General features: G+C 72.2%; 13 protein-coding genes. 7 read left to right on the forward strand and 6 right to left on the reverse strand.

Annotated elements, in window-relative coordinates:
- Positions 1-510: 510 nt before the first annotated feature.
- Positions 511-1,404: a sugar kinase gene (locus ABZU75_RS27560; protein WP_350925798.1), complete on the reverse strand. Its 894-nt coding sequence runs from the start codon at positions 1,402-1,404 to the stop codon at positions 511-513.
- Positions 1,405-1,603: 199 nt separating this feature from the next.
- On the opposite strand from ABZU75_RS27560, the gene ABZU75_RS27565 reads away from it, so the two are divergent.
- Entirely contained in the window at positions 1,604-4,222 is a 2,619-nt protein-coding gene (locus tag ABZU75_RS27565; protein WP_355560013.1) for a bifunctional GNAT family N-acetyltransferase/acetate--CoA ligase family protein, read from the forward strand.
- Positions 4,223-4,275: 53 nt separating this feature from the next.
- Here ABZU75_RS27565 and ABZU75_RS27570 read toward each other — a convergent pair whose 3' ends face one another.
- Positions 4,276-4,758, reverse strand: coding sequence for a hypothetical protein (locus tag ABZU75_RS27570; protein ID WP_355560016.1), 483 nt, complete (start codon positions 4,756-4,758; stop codon positions 4,276-4,278).
- 370 nt (positions 4,759-5,128) lie between these two features.
- Between ABZU75_RS27570 and ABZU75_RS27575 the strand changes: the two genes are divergently transcribed.
- Both ABZU75_RS27575 and ABZU75_RS27580 read left to right on the forward strand, forming a co-directional pair.
- Positions 5,129-5,722 (forward strand): DUF5998 family protein, encoded by a 594-nt coding sequence (locus ABZU75_RS27575; protein WP_030920184.1) that lies wholly within the window; start codon positions 5,129-5,131, stop codon positions 5,720-5,722.
- On the forward strand, positions 5,719-6,834 hold the full coding sequence (locus tag ABZU75_RS27580) for a nucleotide pyrophosphatase/phosphodiesterase family protein (RefSeq protein WP_355560019.1): 1,116 nt from the start codon (positions 5,719-5,721) through the stop codon (positions 6,832-6,834). Before ABZU75_RS27575 ends, ABZU75_RS27580 begins: the two co-directional genes overlap by 4 nt.
- 7 nt (positions 6,835-6,841) lie before the next feature.
- Here ABZU75_RS27580 and ABZU75_RS27585 read toward each other — a convergent pair whose 3' ends face one another.
- Genes ABZU75_RS27585 through ABZU75_RS27600 form a run of 4 tightly spaced genes read right to left on the reverse strand, consistent with a single transcriptional unit; the run spans position 6,842 to position 11,523 of the window.
- Positions 6,842-9,355 carry a CHAT domain-containing tetratricopeptide repeat protein gene (locus tag ABZU75_RS27585; RefSeq protein ID WP_355560022.1) on the reverse strand — a complete coding sequence of 838 codons (2,514 nt, stop codon included), beginning with the start codon at positions 9,353-9,355 and terminating at the stop codon, positions 6,842-6,844.
- Positions 9,356-9,820, reverse strand: coding sequence for a hypothetical protein (locus ABZU75_RS27590; protein ID WP_355560024.1), 465 nt, complete (start codon positions 9,818-9,820; stop codon positions 9,356-9,358).
- The gene (locus ABZU75_RS27595) at positions 9,817-10,395 is read right to left on the reverse strand and encodes a sigma-70 family RNA polymerase sigma factor (RefSeq protein ID WP_355560027.1); all 579 of its coding nucleotides are present in this window, start codon (positions 10,393-10,395) and stop codon (positions 9,817-9,819) included. Before ABZU75_RS27595 ends, ABZU75_RS27590 begins: the two co-directional genes overlap by 4 nt.
- Before the next feature lie 60 nt (positions 10,396-10,455).
- The gene (locus ABZU75_RS27600; RefSeq protein ID WP_355560030.1) at positions 10,456-11,523 is read right to left on the reverse strand and encodes a S8/S53 family peptidase; all 1,068 of its coding nucleotides are present in this window, start codon (positions 11,521-11,523) and stop codon (positions 10,456-10,458) included.
- A 207-nt stretch (positions 11,524-11,730) separates the two neighbouring features.
- On the opposite strand from ABZU75_RS27600, the gene ABZU75_RS27605 reads away from it, so the two are divergent.
- The 4 genes from ABZU75_RS27605 (at position 11,731) to ABZU75_RS27620 (ending at position 17,622) form a co-directional block, all read left to right on the forward strand.
- Complete coding sequence (locus ABZU75_RS27605; RefSeq protein WP_030920167.1) at positions 11,731-12,225, forward strand: DUF3145 domain-containing protein; 495 nt, start codon at positions 11,731-11,733, stop codon at positions 12,223-12,225.
- A 206-nt stretch (positions 12,226-12,431) separates the two neighbouring features.
- A complete protein-coding gene (locus tag ABZU75_RS27610; RefSeq protein WP_355560034.1) occupies positions 12,432-16,112 on the forward strand; it encodes a WD40 repeat domain-containing serine/threonine-protein kinase in 3,681 nt (1,226 codons plus the stop codon).
- A 342-nt stretch (positions 16,113-16,454) separates the two neighbouring features.
- The gene (locus ABZU75_RS27615) at positions 16,455-16,835 is read left to right on the forward strand and encodes a hypothetical protein (protein ID WP_355560037.1); all 381 of its coding nucleotides are present in this window, start codon (positions 16,455-16,457) and stop codon (positions 16,833-16,835) included.
- Positions 16,836-17,019: 184 nt separating this feature from the next.
- Positions 17,020-17,622: a cadmium resistance transporter gene (locus ABZU75_RS27620; RefSeq protein WP_355560040.1), complete on the forward strand. Its 603-nt coding sequence runs from the start codon at positions 17,020-17,022 to the stop codon at positions 17,620-17,622.
- Positions 17,623-17,866 lie beyond the last annotated feature (244 nt).

Raw genomic sequence — 17,866 nt, forward strand, 5'->3', positions numbered from 1 at the left:
GCTTCACTGTCCCGCACACTGCCCCCCGGCGAAGAATGGTTCGCAACGTCGTCCCATAGTCGCTGGAAACCCGGCTCCGCCTCGTCACTCGTGCGGAGGATCTCGGCTCAGCCAAAAGCGGGACACTCTCCGTCCCCGCACTGTGTCTCTCCTGCGACCGGTGCCAGGAAAGAGCCGGTCAGAGCCTGCCGACCGCTGGAGCCGGACAGGCTGGAGCCGAGCCGGGTCGTGCCGGCCCTGTCCGACCCCGGCTCTCAGTCATCTTCCAGCGGCGTCCACGCCGCGATCGGCTCTTCCGGTTCCCACTCCCGGCGTACCAGCGTGCTCCCTCGTCCAACCGGCCCCCGAGATCGGCAACACCGTCGAACTACGGAGCCCCGCCATCGGCCGGTACGACCGACTCGTGACGATCACGAATCGCGACCGTGGTCTGTCGCAGAGCTACTTGGCGGCCGGAGCCATGGGGGAGAAGATCGCCGAATCGGGTCTGCCCGGCCAGGCGGACCGCCGCTAGAGGCGGGGGCGGGCGCCCAGGTGCGAGATGGCCCGGGAGGCCAGGTGGCAGCCGGAGGCCAGGGCCTCGGCCGGGGGCTTGCCACCGAGCCAGGCCGGCAGGAAGCCCGCGGTGAAGGCGTCACCGGCGCCGGTGCCGTCGACCACGCGTTCCACGGTCCCGGCGGGGACCTTGATCGGGTCGGGGCGGTTGTTGCCGTACCAGAGCGCGCCCTCGTCGCGGAGCTTGACGACCACCTGCGGGAACCAGGCGGTGAGGACCTTGGCGGCGGCGGCGGGATCGTCGCGGCCGGTGAGGACCTTCGCCTGGTCGGTGTTGGCGAACAGCAGCTTGGCGCTCTGCGTCCACTCCAGGAAGGGCTCGGCGCCGGTGCGCTCCAGGGGAGCGGAGGAGGAGCAGTCGACCGAGACGGACATCCCGGAGCGACGAGCCATCTCCAGCGCCGCCATACCGGCGTCGCGGGAACCCTCGTTGATCAGCGTGTAGCCGGACAGGTGCAGGTGCCCGCCCTGGGAGAACAGGTCGCGGGGCAGATCCTCGGGGGACAGGGCCGCGTTCGCGCCGGGGTCGGACAGCATGGTGCGCTCGCCCTTGTGGGTGACGAGCACCACGCAGGTGCCGGTCGGTCGCTCGGGATCCATGACGAGGCGGGCGTCGACGCCGTAGCCCATCAGCTCCATGTCGCGGTTACGGCCGGTGATGTCGGCGCCGCGCCGCCCGATGAAGGCGACCTCCGTGCCCTCGACGGCGAGCCAGGAGGCGATGTTGGCCCCTGAACCACCGCCGTGCATGGTGACGACCGCCGGTGTGTCGCTGGCCCTCGCCAACGGGTAGCGAGCTCTCGCGACCGCGTCGGTCATGAGATCGCCCACCACGACCACCCGCGTCATGATGTCACCACCTTGCTGCCTTCGATGCCGACGTGCCTCTGGCCGTGCTTCAAGCCGTACCTCTAGCCGCGAAAAACTTAACAGCTTCCGGCCAGGGTATGGGGTCTTGACCAGACACCGGACCATAGTCGATGCACAAGCGTTGCGTGAATTCGTGCCGCTGGTCCGTCTTGTGAGATTCGCGTCTACTCTCGGGGCTGTGGAGGTTGCTCAGTACCCTGCTCACTGGGAGGCGGACGTCGTCCTGTCGGACGGCGGAACCGCCCACGTGCGCCCGATTCGGCCCGCCGACGCCGACCGGTTGCGTTCCTTCTACAGCCGGCTGTCCGCCGAGTCGATCTACTTCCGCTTCTTCGGCCCCCGGCCGCGGCTGTCGGATCGGGAGATCACCTGGTTCACCAACGTCGACTACGTGGACCGCGTGGCGTTGATCGCCACGATCGGCACTGAGATGGTGGGGGTCATCCGCTATGACCGGATCGAACCCGGCGAGGCGGAGGTCGCCTTCCTGGTCGAGGACGCCCACCAGGGCCGGGGGGTCGCCTCGGTGCTCCTCGAACACCTGGCCGCCACCGCCAGGGAGCGGGGGATCGCCCGCTTCGTCGCCGATGTGCTGCCCGCCAACCAGAAGATGATGGCGGTCCTCAAGCAGGTCGGCTACACCGCGCAGAGCAGTTTCGCCGACGGCGTGGTCCGGATGACCCTCGATCTCACCCCGACCGAGACCGCTCAGGAGGTGACCGCCTCCCGCGAGCACCGCGCCGAGTCCCGCTCGATCGAGCGCCTGCTCTCGCCGGGCTCGGTGGCGGTCGTCGGAGCGGGCCGCGAGCCGGGCGGCGTCGGTCAGACCGTGCTGCGCAACCTGCTCGGCGCCGACTTCACCGGTCCGGTCTACCCCGTGCACCGCGAGGCGCGGGCCGTGGCGGGGGTGCGGGCCTACCCGAGTGTGACGGACATCGACGGGGAGGTGGACCTCGCCGTTCTCGCCGTACCCGCCGACGGGGTGATCGACGTGGTCAAGGAGTGTGCGGAGAAGGGGGTGCGCGGGCTGATCGTGGTCTCCTCCGGATTCGGCGAGACCGGCCCCGAGGGGCGGGCCAGGCAGGACGAGATGGTGCGCATCGCCCGCGCGTACGGCCTGCGGGTCGTCGGCCCCAACTGCCTCGGCGTCGCCAACACCGACCCATCGGTACGCCTGAACGCCACGCTCGCCGCCACTCTCCCCGAGCGCGGCAGGGTCGGCTTCTTCAGCCAGTCCGGAGCCCTGGGCACCGCGCTGCTGCAGCGGGTGGCCCAGCGGGGCATGGGCATCTCCTCGTTCGTCTCCGCGGGTAACCGCGCCGACGTGTCGGGCAACGACCTGCTCCAGTACTGGGAGGAGGATCCGCAGACCGACGTGATCCTGCTCTATCTGGAGTCGCTGGGAAACCCCCGCAAGTTCGCCCGCCTCGCGCGGCGTATCTCGCGCCGCAAGCCGATCGTGGTCGTCAAGAGCGGCGGCACCACCCAGGGCGTGCCCACCGGTCACGCCGCGCCCGTGCTCGGCCTGCCGGACACCGCGCTCAGCGCGCTGTTCGAGCAGGCGGGAGTGATCAGGGTGGACGACCTGATCCAGCAGTTCGACGTGGCGCAGCTACTGGCCTACCAGCCGTTGCCCGCCGGGCCCAGGGTCGGCCTGGTCGGCAACTCCGACGCGATGGCGCTGCTGGCGGCCGACGCCTGTGTGCGGGTCGGCCTGGCGCCCAGACCGCCGGTCAACCTTGGCGCCCGGGCGGGCGCCGCCGAGTTCGGCGCGGCCCTGGCCTCGGTGCTCCCGGACGTGGACGCGGTGGTCGCGATCTACATGCCGCCCATCCCGGGCAACGCCGAAGAGGTCGGCGCCGAGCTGCTGCGAGCCTCCAGGGACTGCGGCAAACCGGTGCTGGCCATCTTCGAGGGCAAGATCGGCATGCTCGGGGAACTGCGGGTCGGCGCCACCCCCGAGCGGGGCTCCATCCCCTCGTACACGGCGCCGGAGGAGGCGGTCCGCGCGCTCGCCCATGTGGTGCGGCACGCGCGCTGGCTGGAGCAGCCCGCGGGGGTGCCCGAGGAGATCGAAAGCGTCGACACCGGTGCGGCACGGAGCCTCGTGCTCGCCGCTCTCGGCGACGCCCCGGCCGAGATCGACGCCTCGCAGCTGCTCGCCTGCTACGGGGTGGAGGTCTGGCCGTCGGAGACGGTGACCTCGCCCCAGGAGGCGGTCGACGCCGCGACCAGGCTCGGCTGGCCGGTGGTGCTGAAGGCCGCCGGAGCCGAGGCGGCCAAGCGCGCCGGGACCGTGCGCCTGGGACTGTCGGGACCCGACGGGGTGCGTGACGCCTACGCCGACCTGACGCGCCAACTCGAACCCGAGGCCGTGCTCACGGTGCAGCGGATGGCTCCGCAGCCCGCGGTGCCGACCGTGGCCGGTGTGATGGAGGACCCCGCCTTCGGCGCGGTCGTCTCCTTCGGGCTCGGCGAGATCACCGCACGGCTGCTGCGCGACGAGGCGTACCGGCTGGCGCCGCTGACCCGCGAGGACGCGGCGGCACTGGTGAGGTCGCCGCGCGCCGCCCCCCTGCTCCTCGGCGAGTACGGCTACCCGCCGGTCGCGGTCGAGGCGCTGGAGGACCTGCTGATCCGGCTCGGACGGCTGGCGGACGACCTCCCCGAGGTGGCGCGGCTCACCCTCGACCCGGTGCTGGTGGGGGAGTCAGGGGTGACCGTGCTGGGCGCCCGGGCCGTGCTCCGCAGCCACCGGGGACCGCGTCCCGACGGCGGCCCTCGGCGCCTCGGCTAGCGTGCTCTCCCGCAGGGCCCACGGCGGGAGAGCACGGCGCACCCCGGCCTCGGTCAGGTCGCGGGCGTCGCGGGGACGATCTGGACCGTGCTGGCGACGGTGGCGGTCGCAGGGCGGGTCCCGGTGGGGACGGCCACGGCCTCGACCGCCCTGCCGGAGGCGGTCAGCGTGCCGGTGGCGTCCCTCGCCACGGTCACGCCGACCGTGATCCGGGGAAGCTGGAAGCCGGGGGAGGCCAGGTCACGCGTTTCGCAGCCGACGCTGCCGGCCGTGATCCGGCATCTCCAGCCCGAGCCGGAGGCCCGTACCGGGGTCAGGCCCGCGGGGAAGTAGTAGGTGACCTCGGTCGGGTACCCGATCCCGCCGGAGGCGGGGTCGGCGGTGACGTCTATGGAGAACGTGCCGGTGCCACCCGCCTCGAACGGGCCGTCGTGGACCGTGGTGAGGATCAGGTCGCCGGGGAACCTCGCTCCCAGGGCGGGCGGCGCGCCCGCGACGGCCGCCGCGACGGTCAGCACGAGACCGATTCGTCGCATCGGCCAGCGTCCCGCAGGATCTGGACGTTCATCGGTCATATTTCCTCATCCCCCGATTCCACTGGGAATCCACCGCCTCCAATTCCGATGCGGTGAAAACATGCTCGGATTTGCAAAACATTCGCCGAATGCGGTGAACCGCCCGTCGCTGCGGCTCGGGACGGCAGGCGTGCCACCGCCACTGCTCCCGGTAGCCCCGAAAGGATCACGCCAAACCGATCGAAGGGAAAAGTCGAGGGCCGGTGAGGACGTCCGGCGGCGCCCACGCGGCCGGGAAGGGCCGTGGTGGGGCGGATCACGATTTGCACCACCTGCCAAAGGTCGCGCGCTCCCGGTGAAAGCGTTGCCCCGGACAGGGCAGGATGGACCTATGAGGGAAACCCGACTCTCGTCCGCCGGCCTGCGCGACGCCATCGACCGCAGTGGCTACTATCCCGATCTGGTCGCCGACGCGGTCGAGTCCGCGCTCGGCAAGGAGCAGGTGGGCGCCTACGTCGTGCACCACGAGGCCACCTTCGACCCGGCCATGGAGGTGCGCAGGCACGTCACGGTGCTGGTGCTCTCACCCACCCGGCTACTCGTCTGCCACACCGACGAGCACCCGCCCGTGGAGGGGGTGTCGGCGTCACACGCCTCCACGACCACCGAGGCCGTGCGTCTCAGCCGGATCCAGTCGGTCGCGGTCACCAGGGTCGTCCCCGACCCCGCCTCCTACGTGCCGGGCGTGCCGCCCACGGAGGTCACGCTCACGATCGGCTGGGGTGCCATCTCCCACGTCGACCTGGAGCCGGCCACCTGCGGTGACGAGAACTGCGAGGCCGACCACGGGTACACCGGTGCGATCACGGCCGACGACCTCTCCCTGCGGGTGAGCGAGGCGGCCGACGGGCCGGAGGCCGTCTCCCACGTGCTGGCCTTCGCCAAGGCGCTGTCGGAGGCGACGGCCCGCACGGCCGCCTCGTGAGGGCCCAGATCCCCGCGTACGGCACGGCCACTCTCGCGGACCTCTCCTCCTCACTGCTGGCCGCGGTCGGGATGGACGGCGACAACCCCCTGGGCCTCGCCCCGGCCGAGCGGGTTCTGCTGTTCCTCGTCGACGGCATGGGCGCCGAACTGCTCCGCGCCCACCCGGAGACCGCGCCGTTCATGTCCGCCATGCTCGACAGGGTGCTCACCGCGGGCTTCCCCGCCACGACCGTGACCAGCCTGGCCACGCTCGGCACCGGCCTGCCGCCGGGCGAGCACGGCATGCTCGGCTACCAGCTCGCCGTGCCCGGCACCGGCTACATGCTCAACTGCCTGCGCTGGACCGCCCAGGGCCCCCTCGTCGAACCCGGCGACTGGCAGCCCGCTCCGACCGTGTACGAGCGTGCGGCGGCGGCCGACATCCCGGTCAGCTACATCGGCCCGGCCAAGTTCGAGACCACCGGTTTCAACAGGGCCGTCTACCGGGGTGTGCGCTTCGTCGGTGCCGACGAGGTCGACGACCGGATCGCCGGGGTCCGCCACGCGCTGACCGAGCCCCGCGCCCACGTCTCGGTCTACTACGGAGACCTCGACTCCATCGGCCACCGGACCGGCTGGGGCTCCCCGGCCTGGCTCGACCAGCTCGCCCGGGTCGACCGGATGGCCGAGCGACTGGCCGAGACGCTCCCGCCCGGCTCGGCGATGTACGTCACCGCCGACCACGGCATGGTCAACGTCACCGAGCGCGTCGATGTCGACACGCTCGGCGTGCTGCGCGAGGGCGTCGCACTGCTCGGCGGGGAGGCCAGGGCCCGTCACGTCTACACCGTCCCCGGCGCCGCGGAGGCGGTCCTCGACACCTGGCGCGACATCCTCGCCGGAAAGGCATGGGTGGCATCCCGCCAGGAGGCTGTCGAATCCGGCTGGTTCGGCCCCAGGGTCCGCCCCGAATGGCTGCCCAGGATCGGCGACGTCCTCGCCGTTCCGTACACCGACTGCGCCATCGTCGCCTCGGTCGCCGAGCCGCAGGAGGCGGCCTTCGTCGGCTGTCACGGTTCGCTGACACCCGCCGAGCAGCACGTTCCCCTCCTGGAGGTGAGCACCAGATAGACCCGCGCTACGCCGGATCGTGGGCCGGTCGAGTGACCGGTTCCCCGAGGCCTGACGCCACCGGCTGATCCCCGCACCCGAAGCAGACGAAGCCCGCCACCCCGGTCTTCCCGCTCGCGGTGGCCAGTGCCCGTGCGGGCGGGGCGCCGGCGGCCAGCGACCCGTGGAAGGCGGTCATCAGAGCCAGCGTCTCCTCGTCGCGCACCGGCACCAGGCTGGCCACCACGCACCGCGTCCCCAGCGACAGGAACGTGCCCGCCAGCCCCAGCGGCGCCCCGTCGGCCGGGGCGTGCGCCATCCCCGCGTCACACGCCGACAACACCACCAGGCTCGGCGGGGTGCGCAGCCGGAGCAGGTCGTACGCCATCAGCGGGCCGTCGTCGAGATCGATGCTCGACAGCAGCGGGCTGCGCGGGGAGAACATTCCGTGCGCGGCCAGATGCGCCACGTCCGCCCGCTCCAGCGCCGTCATCACCTCCGCCCGCCGAGCCGCCACCCGCTCGGTCCCCGGATGGCACTCGCCGACCATGCGGGCCTCGGCCTCCGAGCACCGCAGCCCCGGCCCCGCCACCGTCACGACACGCCCGTCCCGCACGACCGGCACCTGCCTGCCGGCCAGCCAGGCGGCGGCGCTGGCAGCCACGCTCACCGGCCGGTCCGCGTTCATCGGCAGTAGCGGCCAGGGCAGGATGTGCAGCGTTCCCGTCGGCACGATCACCAGCGGCCGGTCGCCCAGCCGGTCACGCAGCGGGCGGAAGAGCAGCCGTTCCAGCTCCGCGGCCTCCGCGCCGGACTCCGGAGCCCTTCCATCGAGCAGGTGTGTCCTGCGCAGCCCGTACCGGAGGCGGACGGTGGCCTCGGCGACGGTCGCGAACGGGCCGAGGCGGCGCAGCGTCACACGCTCCCCGGTGACCACGACGGCGGCCAGTTCCGCCTCGTGGCGGACGAACTCCACCAGGACCGACTCCCCGAGCGCCGCTCGCAGCGCGGCCAGGCCGGGCGCGAGCGGCCGGCCCGCGCCCCCGGTGACCGCCCGCCACCGCTCGGCCCACGCCAGGACCGTGCGGCCTCGCCCGGTCCGCATGGCGAGGGCCAGCCCGAACTCGGCCAGCGGCTCACCCTCCCTGGCGGCGTGCGCGCGCATCACCGGGTCCTCGAACGCCTTCGTTCCGGCCCCCACCTCCGCGAGGCCCGCCAGCACCGCCGCGAACGCCCCCCGCCGGTCGCCGGCCAGGAACCGCCGCAGTGCCGTCGCCTGGCGGGCGACCACTCCGCGACCCGAGCGGGCGAGGAGGGCCAGCTGGCCTTCGGCGGACGGCCGGTCACCCAGCCGGAGCGCGATCTCGGCGGCGCTGAGCCTGAGCGCCGCCGAGGCATCCCGGTGCCCGGCGGCATCGAGCGCCTCGGCGCACGAGAGCATCTCCGGCACCGTCGCCGGTAACTCGGCGGAGGACGGGTCCAGCGCGAGCCGGGCCCGCAGCAGGATCTCTTCGGCGAGCGGCGTCAGGACCGTCCGCCCCTGCGCGGCCAGCTCGCGGGCGGCCAGCTCCGCGCTCTCCCGGGCACGGCGCGGATCTCCGGTGCGCAGCTCGACCCTGGCGAGCAGGAGGCGGGCCTCGGCCAGGGTCACCCCGGCGCCCGCCGCCGCCAGCTCGGGAACCGCCATGTCCAGCAGCGCCCGAGCCTCGCCGGGCAGGTGGGCGGTGACCAGTGCCTCGGCCAGGTCGCAGCGGACCGTCGCCAGCCGCTCCGGGTAGTCGAGCAGGACGTCCTGGGCGCGCCGGTAGGCGGCGAAGGCGGCGGGCAGGTCGCCGCGCCGCGCGGCCAGGAACGGCAGGTTGCCCTCGGCGAGCGCGAGCACATGTTCCAGGCCCGCGTCCCTCGCCAGCTCCGCGCACCGGCCCAGGTCGGCCTCCGCCGCCTCGAACTCCCCGAGGAACACCCGGGCGAGCCCGCGGTTCAGCATCGCCCCGGCCACGAACCTGACGTCGTCGCCGAGGACGGTCATGGCCCGGTCGCAGTGCTCGACGGCCTCGCGGTAGCGGCCGAGCCTCGCCAGGGCCATCGCGCGATGCACGCCGAGCTTGCCCAGCTCGGCCGGGGCGAGACCGGGTTCGGCGTCCGTGGCGATGGCCAGTGCCTGCTCCGGGTGGCCCAGCTCGGTGCGGATGTGGACCAGCGACAGGCGTGCCTGGGCGGCCCGGTGCGGCAGCCCGGCCCGCAGTGAGATCTCCACCGCCCGGTGCAACCGCTCCTCGGCGAACGGCAGGTCGCCGAGCTCACGTGCCGCCACCGCCAGCGCCCGGTGCGCCACCGCCTCCGCCTCGCAGTGCCGGCAGCCCGAGGCCCGCTCCGACACCGCGCCGCCACCGTCCGGATCACCCGTCTGGCCGGTCGTTCCCCGGCAGGACGCGGGGAGCGAGGCGAGCACGGTACGGGCGAGAGCGAGGGCTCGGGCCGGGTCGCTGCCCGAGAGGTCGACCGCGCGCTCGGCGGCGGCGAGCGCCTCGTCGAAGGTCAACTACGGGCGGATCCGGGTCCAGCTGGTGACCACCGGGAAGCTCTCCGGCCGGTGACACACCACGCTGAACCAGCCCGGCGGCAGGCCGGTGACGGCGAACTGGCCCGTCGGGGACAGAGGGCGCGACTCGGTGAGGTGTAGCGTGCGGATCTCGACCAGCGTGCCCGCCTCGGGACAGGGGGAGATCTGGCCTGCCAGGTCGACCAGCCCGTCCAGGGAGGTGACCTCCAGCTCCACCGTGAGCTCGGCGGCGACGAACCTCAGCAGCCGGGGCTCCTCGGTGGACCGGACGCCCTGCGGTGCTGGGGTGACCACGGGGCGGGCCGTGCCGGCACCGGGCAGCCGCAGACCGAAGACCGCGCGGGCGGCGGTCGTCACCTGGGCCGGCACCGGGTCGCTCCCGGAGGCCAGGCGCAGCGCGGCTATCAGGGACTCGTCGTCGATCGTCGTCGGATGTCGCGTCACGGTGTCGCCTCCCGAGTGGTGAGCATGGTGCGTAGTCGGTTCAGGCAGCGCCCCCGGGTGGGGCCGTAACTGCCGCTGGGCATGCCCAGACGCCCGGCCAGCTGGTGGATGCCCGCGTCGGGGGCCGTGGCCATCAGCCGGAACAGCGAGCGGCACGGCTCGGGCATCTGGTCGACGGCCTGCCACAGACGACGGCTCTCGTCGGCGGTCAGCACGGCCAGCGCCGGATCGGCATGGACGTGCCCGGCGTCGGCCGGCTCGGTGTCCACGCACGCGCGTTCCGCGTCCACCGGGTCGGCGACCAGCCGCTCGCCCCGGTGTCGCCGGCGGAGCAGGGACGCCTCGCGCTTGGCCGTGGTGAACAGCCAGGGACCGATCCGGTCCGGGTCACGGATGGTGTGCAGGCTCTCGAGCAGCCGTAGCCACGTGCCCTGCACCGCGTCGGCGGCGTCCGCCGGGCTCAGGTCGTAGGCGCGCACCGCCGACCACAGCGCGCCCGTGAAGCGGGTGACCAGCGAGTCCCAGGCCGCCTGGTCGCCGGCCAGGACGGCCTCGATCGTGGGCTGGTCGCTCACCGGCACCTCCGGGCCACATAGGGTACTCCGAGTATTCGAGTGAATACTTTGGGTGAGACTTTAGCCGGGTGTGGGCACGACGACTCCCAAATCGGGGATCCGCCTGGCCCCCACCGGATCGAGGACGTGTTTCGCGGCCTCCCGCGAGGGCCGGTCCGCCGACGCCGCGGCGATCGCCCCGCTCACCAGGGCGGCGGCGAAGGAGGTCCCGCTCCAGCGCGCGTAGCCGCGGAACGCGCCGTGTTCGAGGAAGGTGCTGGACAGCCACTCGCCACGGGCACACGCGTCGACCCACGGGCCGTATGCCGAGAACGGGGCCCTGGCCTGCTCCGCCGCGTCCAGTGCTCCGACGGCGATCACCCCGGGCGAGGCGGCGGGCCAGAAGGGGCGGTCCGAGGCGGTGTTGCCCGCGCAGGCCACCGTGACCGTGCCGGCCAGTTCCGCCAGGGCGGCCTCCACCAGCGGGGAGGGGCCGTCGTCGAAGGTGTGCCCGCCGAAGGACAGGTTGAGCACCCGGGGTGGTTCGGCCCTGAGCCGGCCCAGGACGCGCAGCAGTCCGGCCTCGTCCCCGATGCCGTGGCTGTTCAGCATCCGGATCGGCCGCGGCCTCGCCGCCGGGGCCGACCGCAGGACCAGCCCGGTGATGAACGTGCCGTGCCCCGCCTGGGGGTCCAGTTCGCCGTCGCCGTCCGAGTCGGGCACCTCCGCGGACTCCTGTCCCCGTTCCAGAAACCACGGGCTCATCCGCCACCACGGGTGCGACGCCAGGCCCGTGTCGGCCAGTGCCACCGTCACGGCGGTCGTGGCGGGCCCGTCCGCGGCGGGCTCGGGCATCGGGAGGGCGAGGGTGGGAAAGGGGCGGGAGGCCGGACCTCCGAAATAGAGCGGCTGGCCCGTCAGCACATGGTTGGGGGAGGCGGGAAGCCCCCGCTCCCGTAACGACGCCACCAGGTCGCAGACGTCCACGCCCGATGAGAGCCGCACCCGGTAGATCCCATGGGCCTCGGTGACGGCGTCGGCCCAGCGGGCGGTGGCGGCCATGCCTGAGGCGTCGGTCAGCAACTGACCTTTTCTGATCAGAGCGGGCGATCCAGGGATGGGTTCCACCCGTTCTATATCGGTATCCATCTGGTCCTCCGGGGGTGCTCACCAGCTTGCGGGGGTTCTCTTCGCTCCCGAGGATGCCCTGGCCAAGCGTCCGCGTCGCAACATCTTGGTATGACCCCCCTCTGGTGCGACGTCACAACCGACGGTAGTCTCTCCTTCAGTCACTTGTGATCATCCTGGGACGAGGCCGTTGGGGAAGGCGCACCTCGTACCGAAACGGGAGGTCCGGTGTCTGCTCGTGGCGTGCTTTACGTCCACTCAGCTCAGCCTGCGCTGTGCCCTCATATTGAATGGGCGGTCGCAGGCGTTCTTGGCGTACCCGTAGACCTGACCTGGACGCCACAGCCCGCCGCGCCCGGTCACGTGCGCGCACAGGCCGAGTGGGAGGCCCGGGTGGGGACCGCGGCGGCCATCACCTCATCCCTGATGGGCTGGCAGCGGATCCGCTTCGAGATCACCGAGGACGCCTCACCGGGTGTCGACGGGTCCCGGCACGCCTATACCCCGTCTCTCGGTGCCTTCACGGCCGTTGTCGGGGCCACGGGCGACATCCTGATCCCGGAGGACCGGCTGCGCTCCGCCATGCTGATGGCACGCCAGGGCCGCGTGGTGCTGGAGGAGGAGATCGATCGCCTGCTGGGCAAGCAGTGGGATGCCGAGCTTGAGTCGTTCCGCTACGCGGGGGAGGGCGCACCGGTCCGCTGGCTGCACGCCGCCGTCTGACCTCGCGATCCGACCCCGCCGGTCTCGCGCGCTCCCGTCGAGGTGAACGGCCCGTACCCGCCCTGACGACCCCCTGCCGGGTCAGCGGATGATCATGCGCACGTCGCGCCGGGAGACACGGCTGAGTTTCTTGCCGGATGCCGCAACTTTTGCTGCCTTCATAGCGACATAAAGGGGTATGGGAATCTGGATCGTCGGGAGTGAGCGTGTCACTGCGTGTCGGAGACCCTCAGCGGATCGGTGGCTACTGGCTCGCTGGGCGTCTGGGTGAGGGCGGGCAGGGAGTCGTCTACGACGCCTACGACGAGACGGGCGGCAGAGTCGCGATCAAGGTTCTGCTTGCCGACGGTAGGGCGGATCCGCAACTGCGGGGACGCTTCGCCAAGGAGGTCGCCGCCACCCAGAAGGTCTCCTCCTTCTGCACCGCGAGGGTCATCGAGGCCCACCCCGAGGCGTCCCCGCCCTACATCGTCAGCGAGTTCGTCCATGGCCCGACGCTGAAGCAGGCGGTCACGACCGCCGGGCCCTACCACAGTGACGGGCTCCACCGCCTGGCCACCGCCATCGCCACCGCCCTCGCCTCCATCCACCAGGCAGGGGTGATCCACCGGGATCTGAAGCCGGAGAACGTGCTGCTCGGCCCGGACGGTCCACGAGTGATCGACTTCGGTATCGCGCGAACGGAGGAGGCGTCACTGACCACCGATGGCCTCGCCGCCGGCACGCCGCCGTACATGGCGCCCGAGGTGCTGTCAGGGCAGCACGCGCAGGCGTCCGCCGACGTGTTCGCCTGGGGAGCGGTGATCCTTTTCGCGGCGACCGGCCACCACGCCTTCACCGGTGAGACCACCGCCGCGATCCTGCACCGTGTCCTGACCTTTCACCCCGACCTGAGCGTCCTGGACGGCTCGCTCCGCATCCTGGTCGGACGGGCGCTGGAGAAGGATCCGGAGCTGCGCCCGTCGGCACAGGAGTTGCTGATGGGCCTGATCGGGAACCCCGGCGACACCGGCGCTCTTCTCCGGGACGGCGTACGGGCAGCCGAGCGGGTACGCCCGCCCGCGCAGCTGAACGCCGCCGATCCCGCCCTCGGCACGCACGCCGAGACCATCTACCTCAGCCTGCCGCCCGCCGCGCAGCGGCTGATGCCGGAGATCTTCCTGCGGATGGTCGGCGTCGACGAGGACAGCCAGGACACGCTCAGACGGGCTCCGCGTGCCGAGTTCGCCGACGGCAGGTCCGAGGAGGAGGCCGCCCTCGTGGCGCAGGTGCTCGCGGCCTACGGCTCCGCCGGTCTCATCGTCACCGACCCGGACACCGACATCGTGACCATCAACCACCTCGCGCTGTTGCGGGCCTGGCCCCGCCTGCACGAATGGGCCGACGCCGAACGCGGCGGCCTGCCGGTTCACTGGCGGCTCAACGCCGCGGCCCGGCGTTGGAAGACAGGCGGGATCAAGGACGGGGACCTCTACCAGGGAAGCGCGCTGGAGACCGCGCTCCAGTGGGCGGCCACCGGCCGCCACCACCTGAACCTCACCGGCTCGGAGAGCAGCTTCCTCACCGCCAGCACCGTGCTGGTCCGCCGGCGGGGCAGACGACGCCGGTTGGTCACCCTCAGCCTGGCCGTGTCGCTGGCCCTCGCGGTCGCCGCGGGTGGCCTCGCGGAACAGCAGCGCCGCACGGTGGCCGAGCAACTGGACCGGGCGCAGGCCCAGGCGATAGCGGGCAGAGCGGACGCGCTGCGGGCCACCGACCCGCGGGCGGCGATGCTGCTGAGCGTGGCCGCGTGGCAGACCGCTCCCGTCGCCGAGGCCCGGTCGAGCCTCTACAGTTCGCTGGCCCAGCCACAGCAGGACCTGTTCGCCGATCCGGACGGCACCGCCACGACGGTCCACGCCCTGAGCCCCGACGGCCGGATGCGTGCCGACGTGAACGAGAACGAGGTTCAAGTCTGGGAGGTCGGCACGCGCGAGCGACTCCACACCTTCACCACGGCCGGCAAGCCGGCCTTCGCCGCATCCCTGAGCCCGGACGGCACCAGGCTCGCCACGGCCGCCGGTGACGGGTTGCGGCTCTGGGACCTCGCCTCGGGAAAGCAGATCGGCGCCGAGTTCGGCGACACGTCCTTCCTTGAGTACGCGGAGAAACTGGAGTTCGGCCCCAGTGGACGCCTGCTCGTGGTCAGCAAGGGCGGCGAGCTGCCGCAGGGCCAGCTGTGGGACGTGGACAGCCGGCGGCGGATCCTGCCGCCGACGACGCTGACCTACCTCGACGTGACTGCCCTGTCCGTCGACGACAGGGCCGTCATATCGGGTATCCCGTCAGGTGGCGTCAGCGACACGGGGCCGGCGACCGAGCTGTGGGACCTCCGTACCCGGACGCGGGTGCCGGCACCGTGGCTCTCCCGGGGCGGCTTTCTCCCCGTGGCGATCAGCCCCGACGGCAGGACGATCGTGAACGCGGCGTTCGACCAGGCGCGGACGGAGTGGCGGGCGGAACTGTGGGATGTCGCCTCCGGCACGCGGTCGGCCGGAAAGTTCACGCCGACGCGGTCGATTCCGCGGTTCGCGTTCAGCGCCGACGGCCGCTTCCTCGCCTACTCCGACGCCGAGGGCGCCAGGGTGACGCTCTGGCGGGTGAGTGATCGTCGTGAGCTGGCCCGCTACCCGCTTCCCGGCCTGGGGAGCGTGACGCCCCGCTTCGGTCCTGAGGATCGCACGCTCCGCCTGCTCGGAGACTGGGGTTCGGTGCTGACCCTCGACATCGACGCCTACACCCATCCGCTGCTCAGCGGCGCCGGCGGCCACGACGCGGTGTTCAGCCCCGACGGGCGCGTCATGGCGGTGGAGGGCAGCGGAGAGGTCCGGCTGTGGGACACGGCGCTGCGCAGGCCGCTGGGCGATCCCCTCCGGGTGCCGGGAGACGACCTCACGAACGATCACCTGGCGCGGGCCGCCGCGACCTTCAGCAAGGACGGGAAGACCCTCGTCGTCGGCTACGGCACGATGGTGAGCGTATGGCAGGTCTCCACCCGGCGCATGCTCGCCTCCTTCCCCTACAGCGAGCAGAAGCCGCGAACCGACGCGGTGGTCGGCCCGTACCAGTACGACGGCATCGAGGAACTCGCGCTCAGCCCGGACGGCAGGACCCTCGCCGCCACGTTCTACCTCACCTGCGGGGAGTGCGCCGAGCCGTTGGGGGCCCTCGCGCTCTGGGACCTGCCGAGCGGGCGCCCGATCCGGCTCATCGAGCAGCAGAACGTCGTGCGCAGCGGCATGCCCGCCCTGTTCGGCCGCGCGGGCCTGGCGTTCCTTCCAGACGGGCGCACCTTGGCGGTGGGCAGCCTGGGCGCCGTCGGCCTCATGGACGTCGCCTCGGGCAAGCTGGTCAACAGGCCGAGCGGGGCGGCCGACTCCAACAGCGTGGTGGCGGTGAGCCCTGACGGCGCCACCGTCGCCACCGGTGAGGAGAACGGCCAGATCAAACTCTGGAACGCCCGGACCTGGCAGCGCCTCGGCCCCGTCCTGGTCGGTCACACCGGTGCCGTCACGGATCTGGTCTTCGACCAGGGCCTGCTCGCCAGTGCCGGGCGGGACGGCACGGTAAGGCTCTGGAATCCCGCCACCGGCCGGCAGATCGGCTCCGCCATCACCGGGCACACGGACGAGGTCGCGGCGATCTCGCTCGGCCCCGACGGCACCAGCCTGTATCACGCCGCGCGCGACGGCGGCTTCCAGGAGTTTCCCCTGGATTCCCCACGGGTCGTCGCGGCGGTGTGCGGGCGGGCGGGCGGGAACCTCTCCACCCAGGAGTGGGCGCGTTACCTGCCCGACCTGCCCTACCGGGAGGTCTGCCCCGAGACCGGTACGAGCGGGGGCGCGTGAGGCCACGGGTCCACAACGGGAAGCCCCCGCCCGGGGGCCTCCTGTCTGGAGTCAGCCAGACCGGGAACCACCAGCTGCCGCACACCCTCGCCACCCCACAGCACCGGACCAGGTCCCCATCCCATGGTCGATAGACCGTGACGGCGAACAGGCCCGCCGAGATGTGCTCCACAGCGGCCAAAGCCACCCTGCTGGTCACAAGAGGGATGGGCATCCATCCCCGCCGCGCCGGCTGGAATGGCGCAGGCGAGGTGCCGCCAGGGGCGGTATGTCCCTACGATGCTGTACGGTCGCCGCGACGAGCCGCGATGAGACGGGCACGGCAGGCCCAGGGAGAACTCAGTGAGGCGATGGAGACGGGCGGTCCTCGTGCTACAGGCCGTCGCGCTCCTGGTGTACCTCGTCATGCCCGACCCGTTCACCTCCTCCGCGAGCGCGGCCGCTTCCCCGGCCGTCGGCGCCCAGGCGGGGCAAGCGTTCCTGTCCCATCTCTCGCGCGATGACCCCGCCCGGCCCATGGCCACCTCTGACGAGGTGGCCATGGTGCCGCGAGACACACCCGGTGCCCACCCTTCGGCCGCCGGCCGAGACGCCCTTTGCCTGGCGAGCACCGCCCTGCCCGATCCCGACAGGGCCAGGCCGCCCGGGGAGTGGGCGCCAAGGGGCAGCGCCCTGGCCGCGTTGCGGCCCTCGCTGTCTGCCTTGCAGGTCCTTCGCTGCTGACAGGCCGCTCGTGGTGCCGCCTGGCCCAGATGGCCGGGCGGCACCACGTCGTGCCCTGACCGTTCGAAAACACCTCAAGGTTGATCATGCATTCACCCTCCGAGTTCCGCCGTGCCCGCCATGGCAGCAGCTGCGATCGTTTCGCCGGCCCTCGCCGTCCCGCCGGCGAAGGGGCGATGCGGTCATGAACGTCGGCATCATCGGCCAGGCGGCCGGCCTGTTCGCCGTCACCAACATCGACGACATCTTGGTCCTGGCGCTGTTCTTCGCCCAGGGCGCCGGACACCGCGGCTCGGCCCTGCGGATCGTGGCCGGTCAGTATCTCGGTTTCGCCGCCATCTTGGTCGTGGCCGTCGCCGCCGGATTCGGGGCGACGTTCCTGCCTGAGGCGGTCATCCCCTACCTGGGCCTGCTCCCGCTCGCCCTCGGTCTCAAGGCCGCCTGGCAGGCCTGGAGGAACCACCGCGACGGGGAGGGCGAGAAGGAGGGAGGGGCCGCCTCCGGCGGGCCGGGCGTGCTGGCGGTCGCCGCGGTCACCTTCGCCAACGGCGGCGACAACATCGGCGTCTACGTGCCGGTCTTCGCCACCGAGGGCATCGGCGGGATGAGCGTGTACGTCGTGGTCTTCCTCCTGCTGATCGCCGTGTGGTGCCTGGCCGGGCGGTTCTTCGCCACCCACCCGGTCATCGCCAAGACCCTCAGCCGCTGGGGCCACATCCTGCTACCCGTGGTCCTGATCGCCATCGGCGCGCTCATCCTCATCGAAGGCGGCGCCTTCGGCCTGTGAGCAGGCGCGTGCGGGCCCTCGGGGATTTCGCGGCGCAACCCCTCGCCGTCAGGTCAAGAAACGAAAGTTTCACGGTTCATTGACAGTTGGAAAGCGCTTTCCTATGGTGTGACTGTCCGCCAACACGGACGTGTTCACACATGTGAGCGGTGCGCACTCGCTGGGGGGAATCCGGAGCGCAGGTCACTCAGGCCTGCCGGACCAGCAAGGAGTTCGGCTGTGAAAAACAGGTTCGACAGGAGGG

This window comes from Streptosporangium sp. NPDC005286 (assembly GCF_040607515.1).
Taxonomy (GTDB): Bacteria; Actinomycetota; Actinomycetes; order Streptosporangiales; family Streptosporangiaceae; genus Streptosporangium.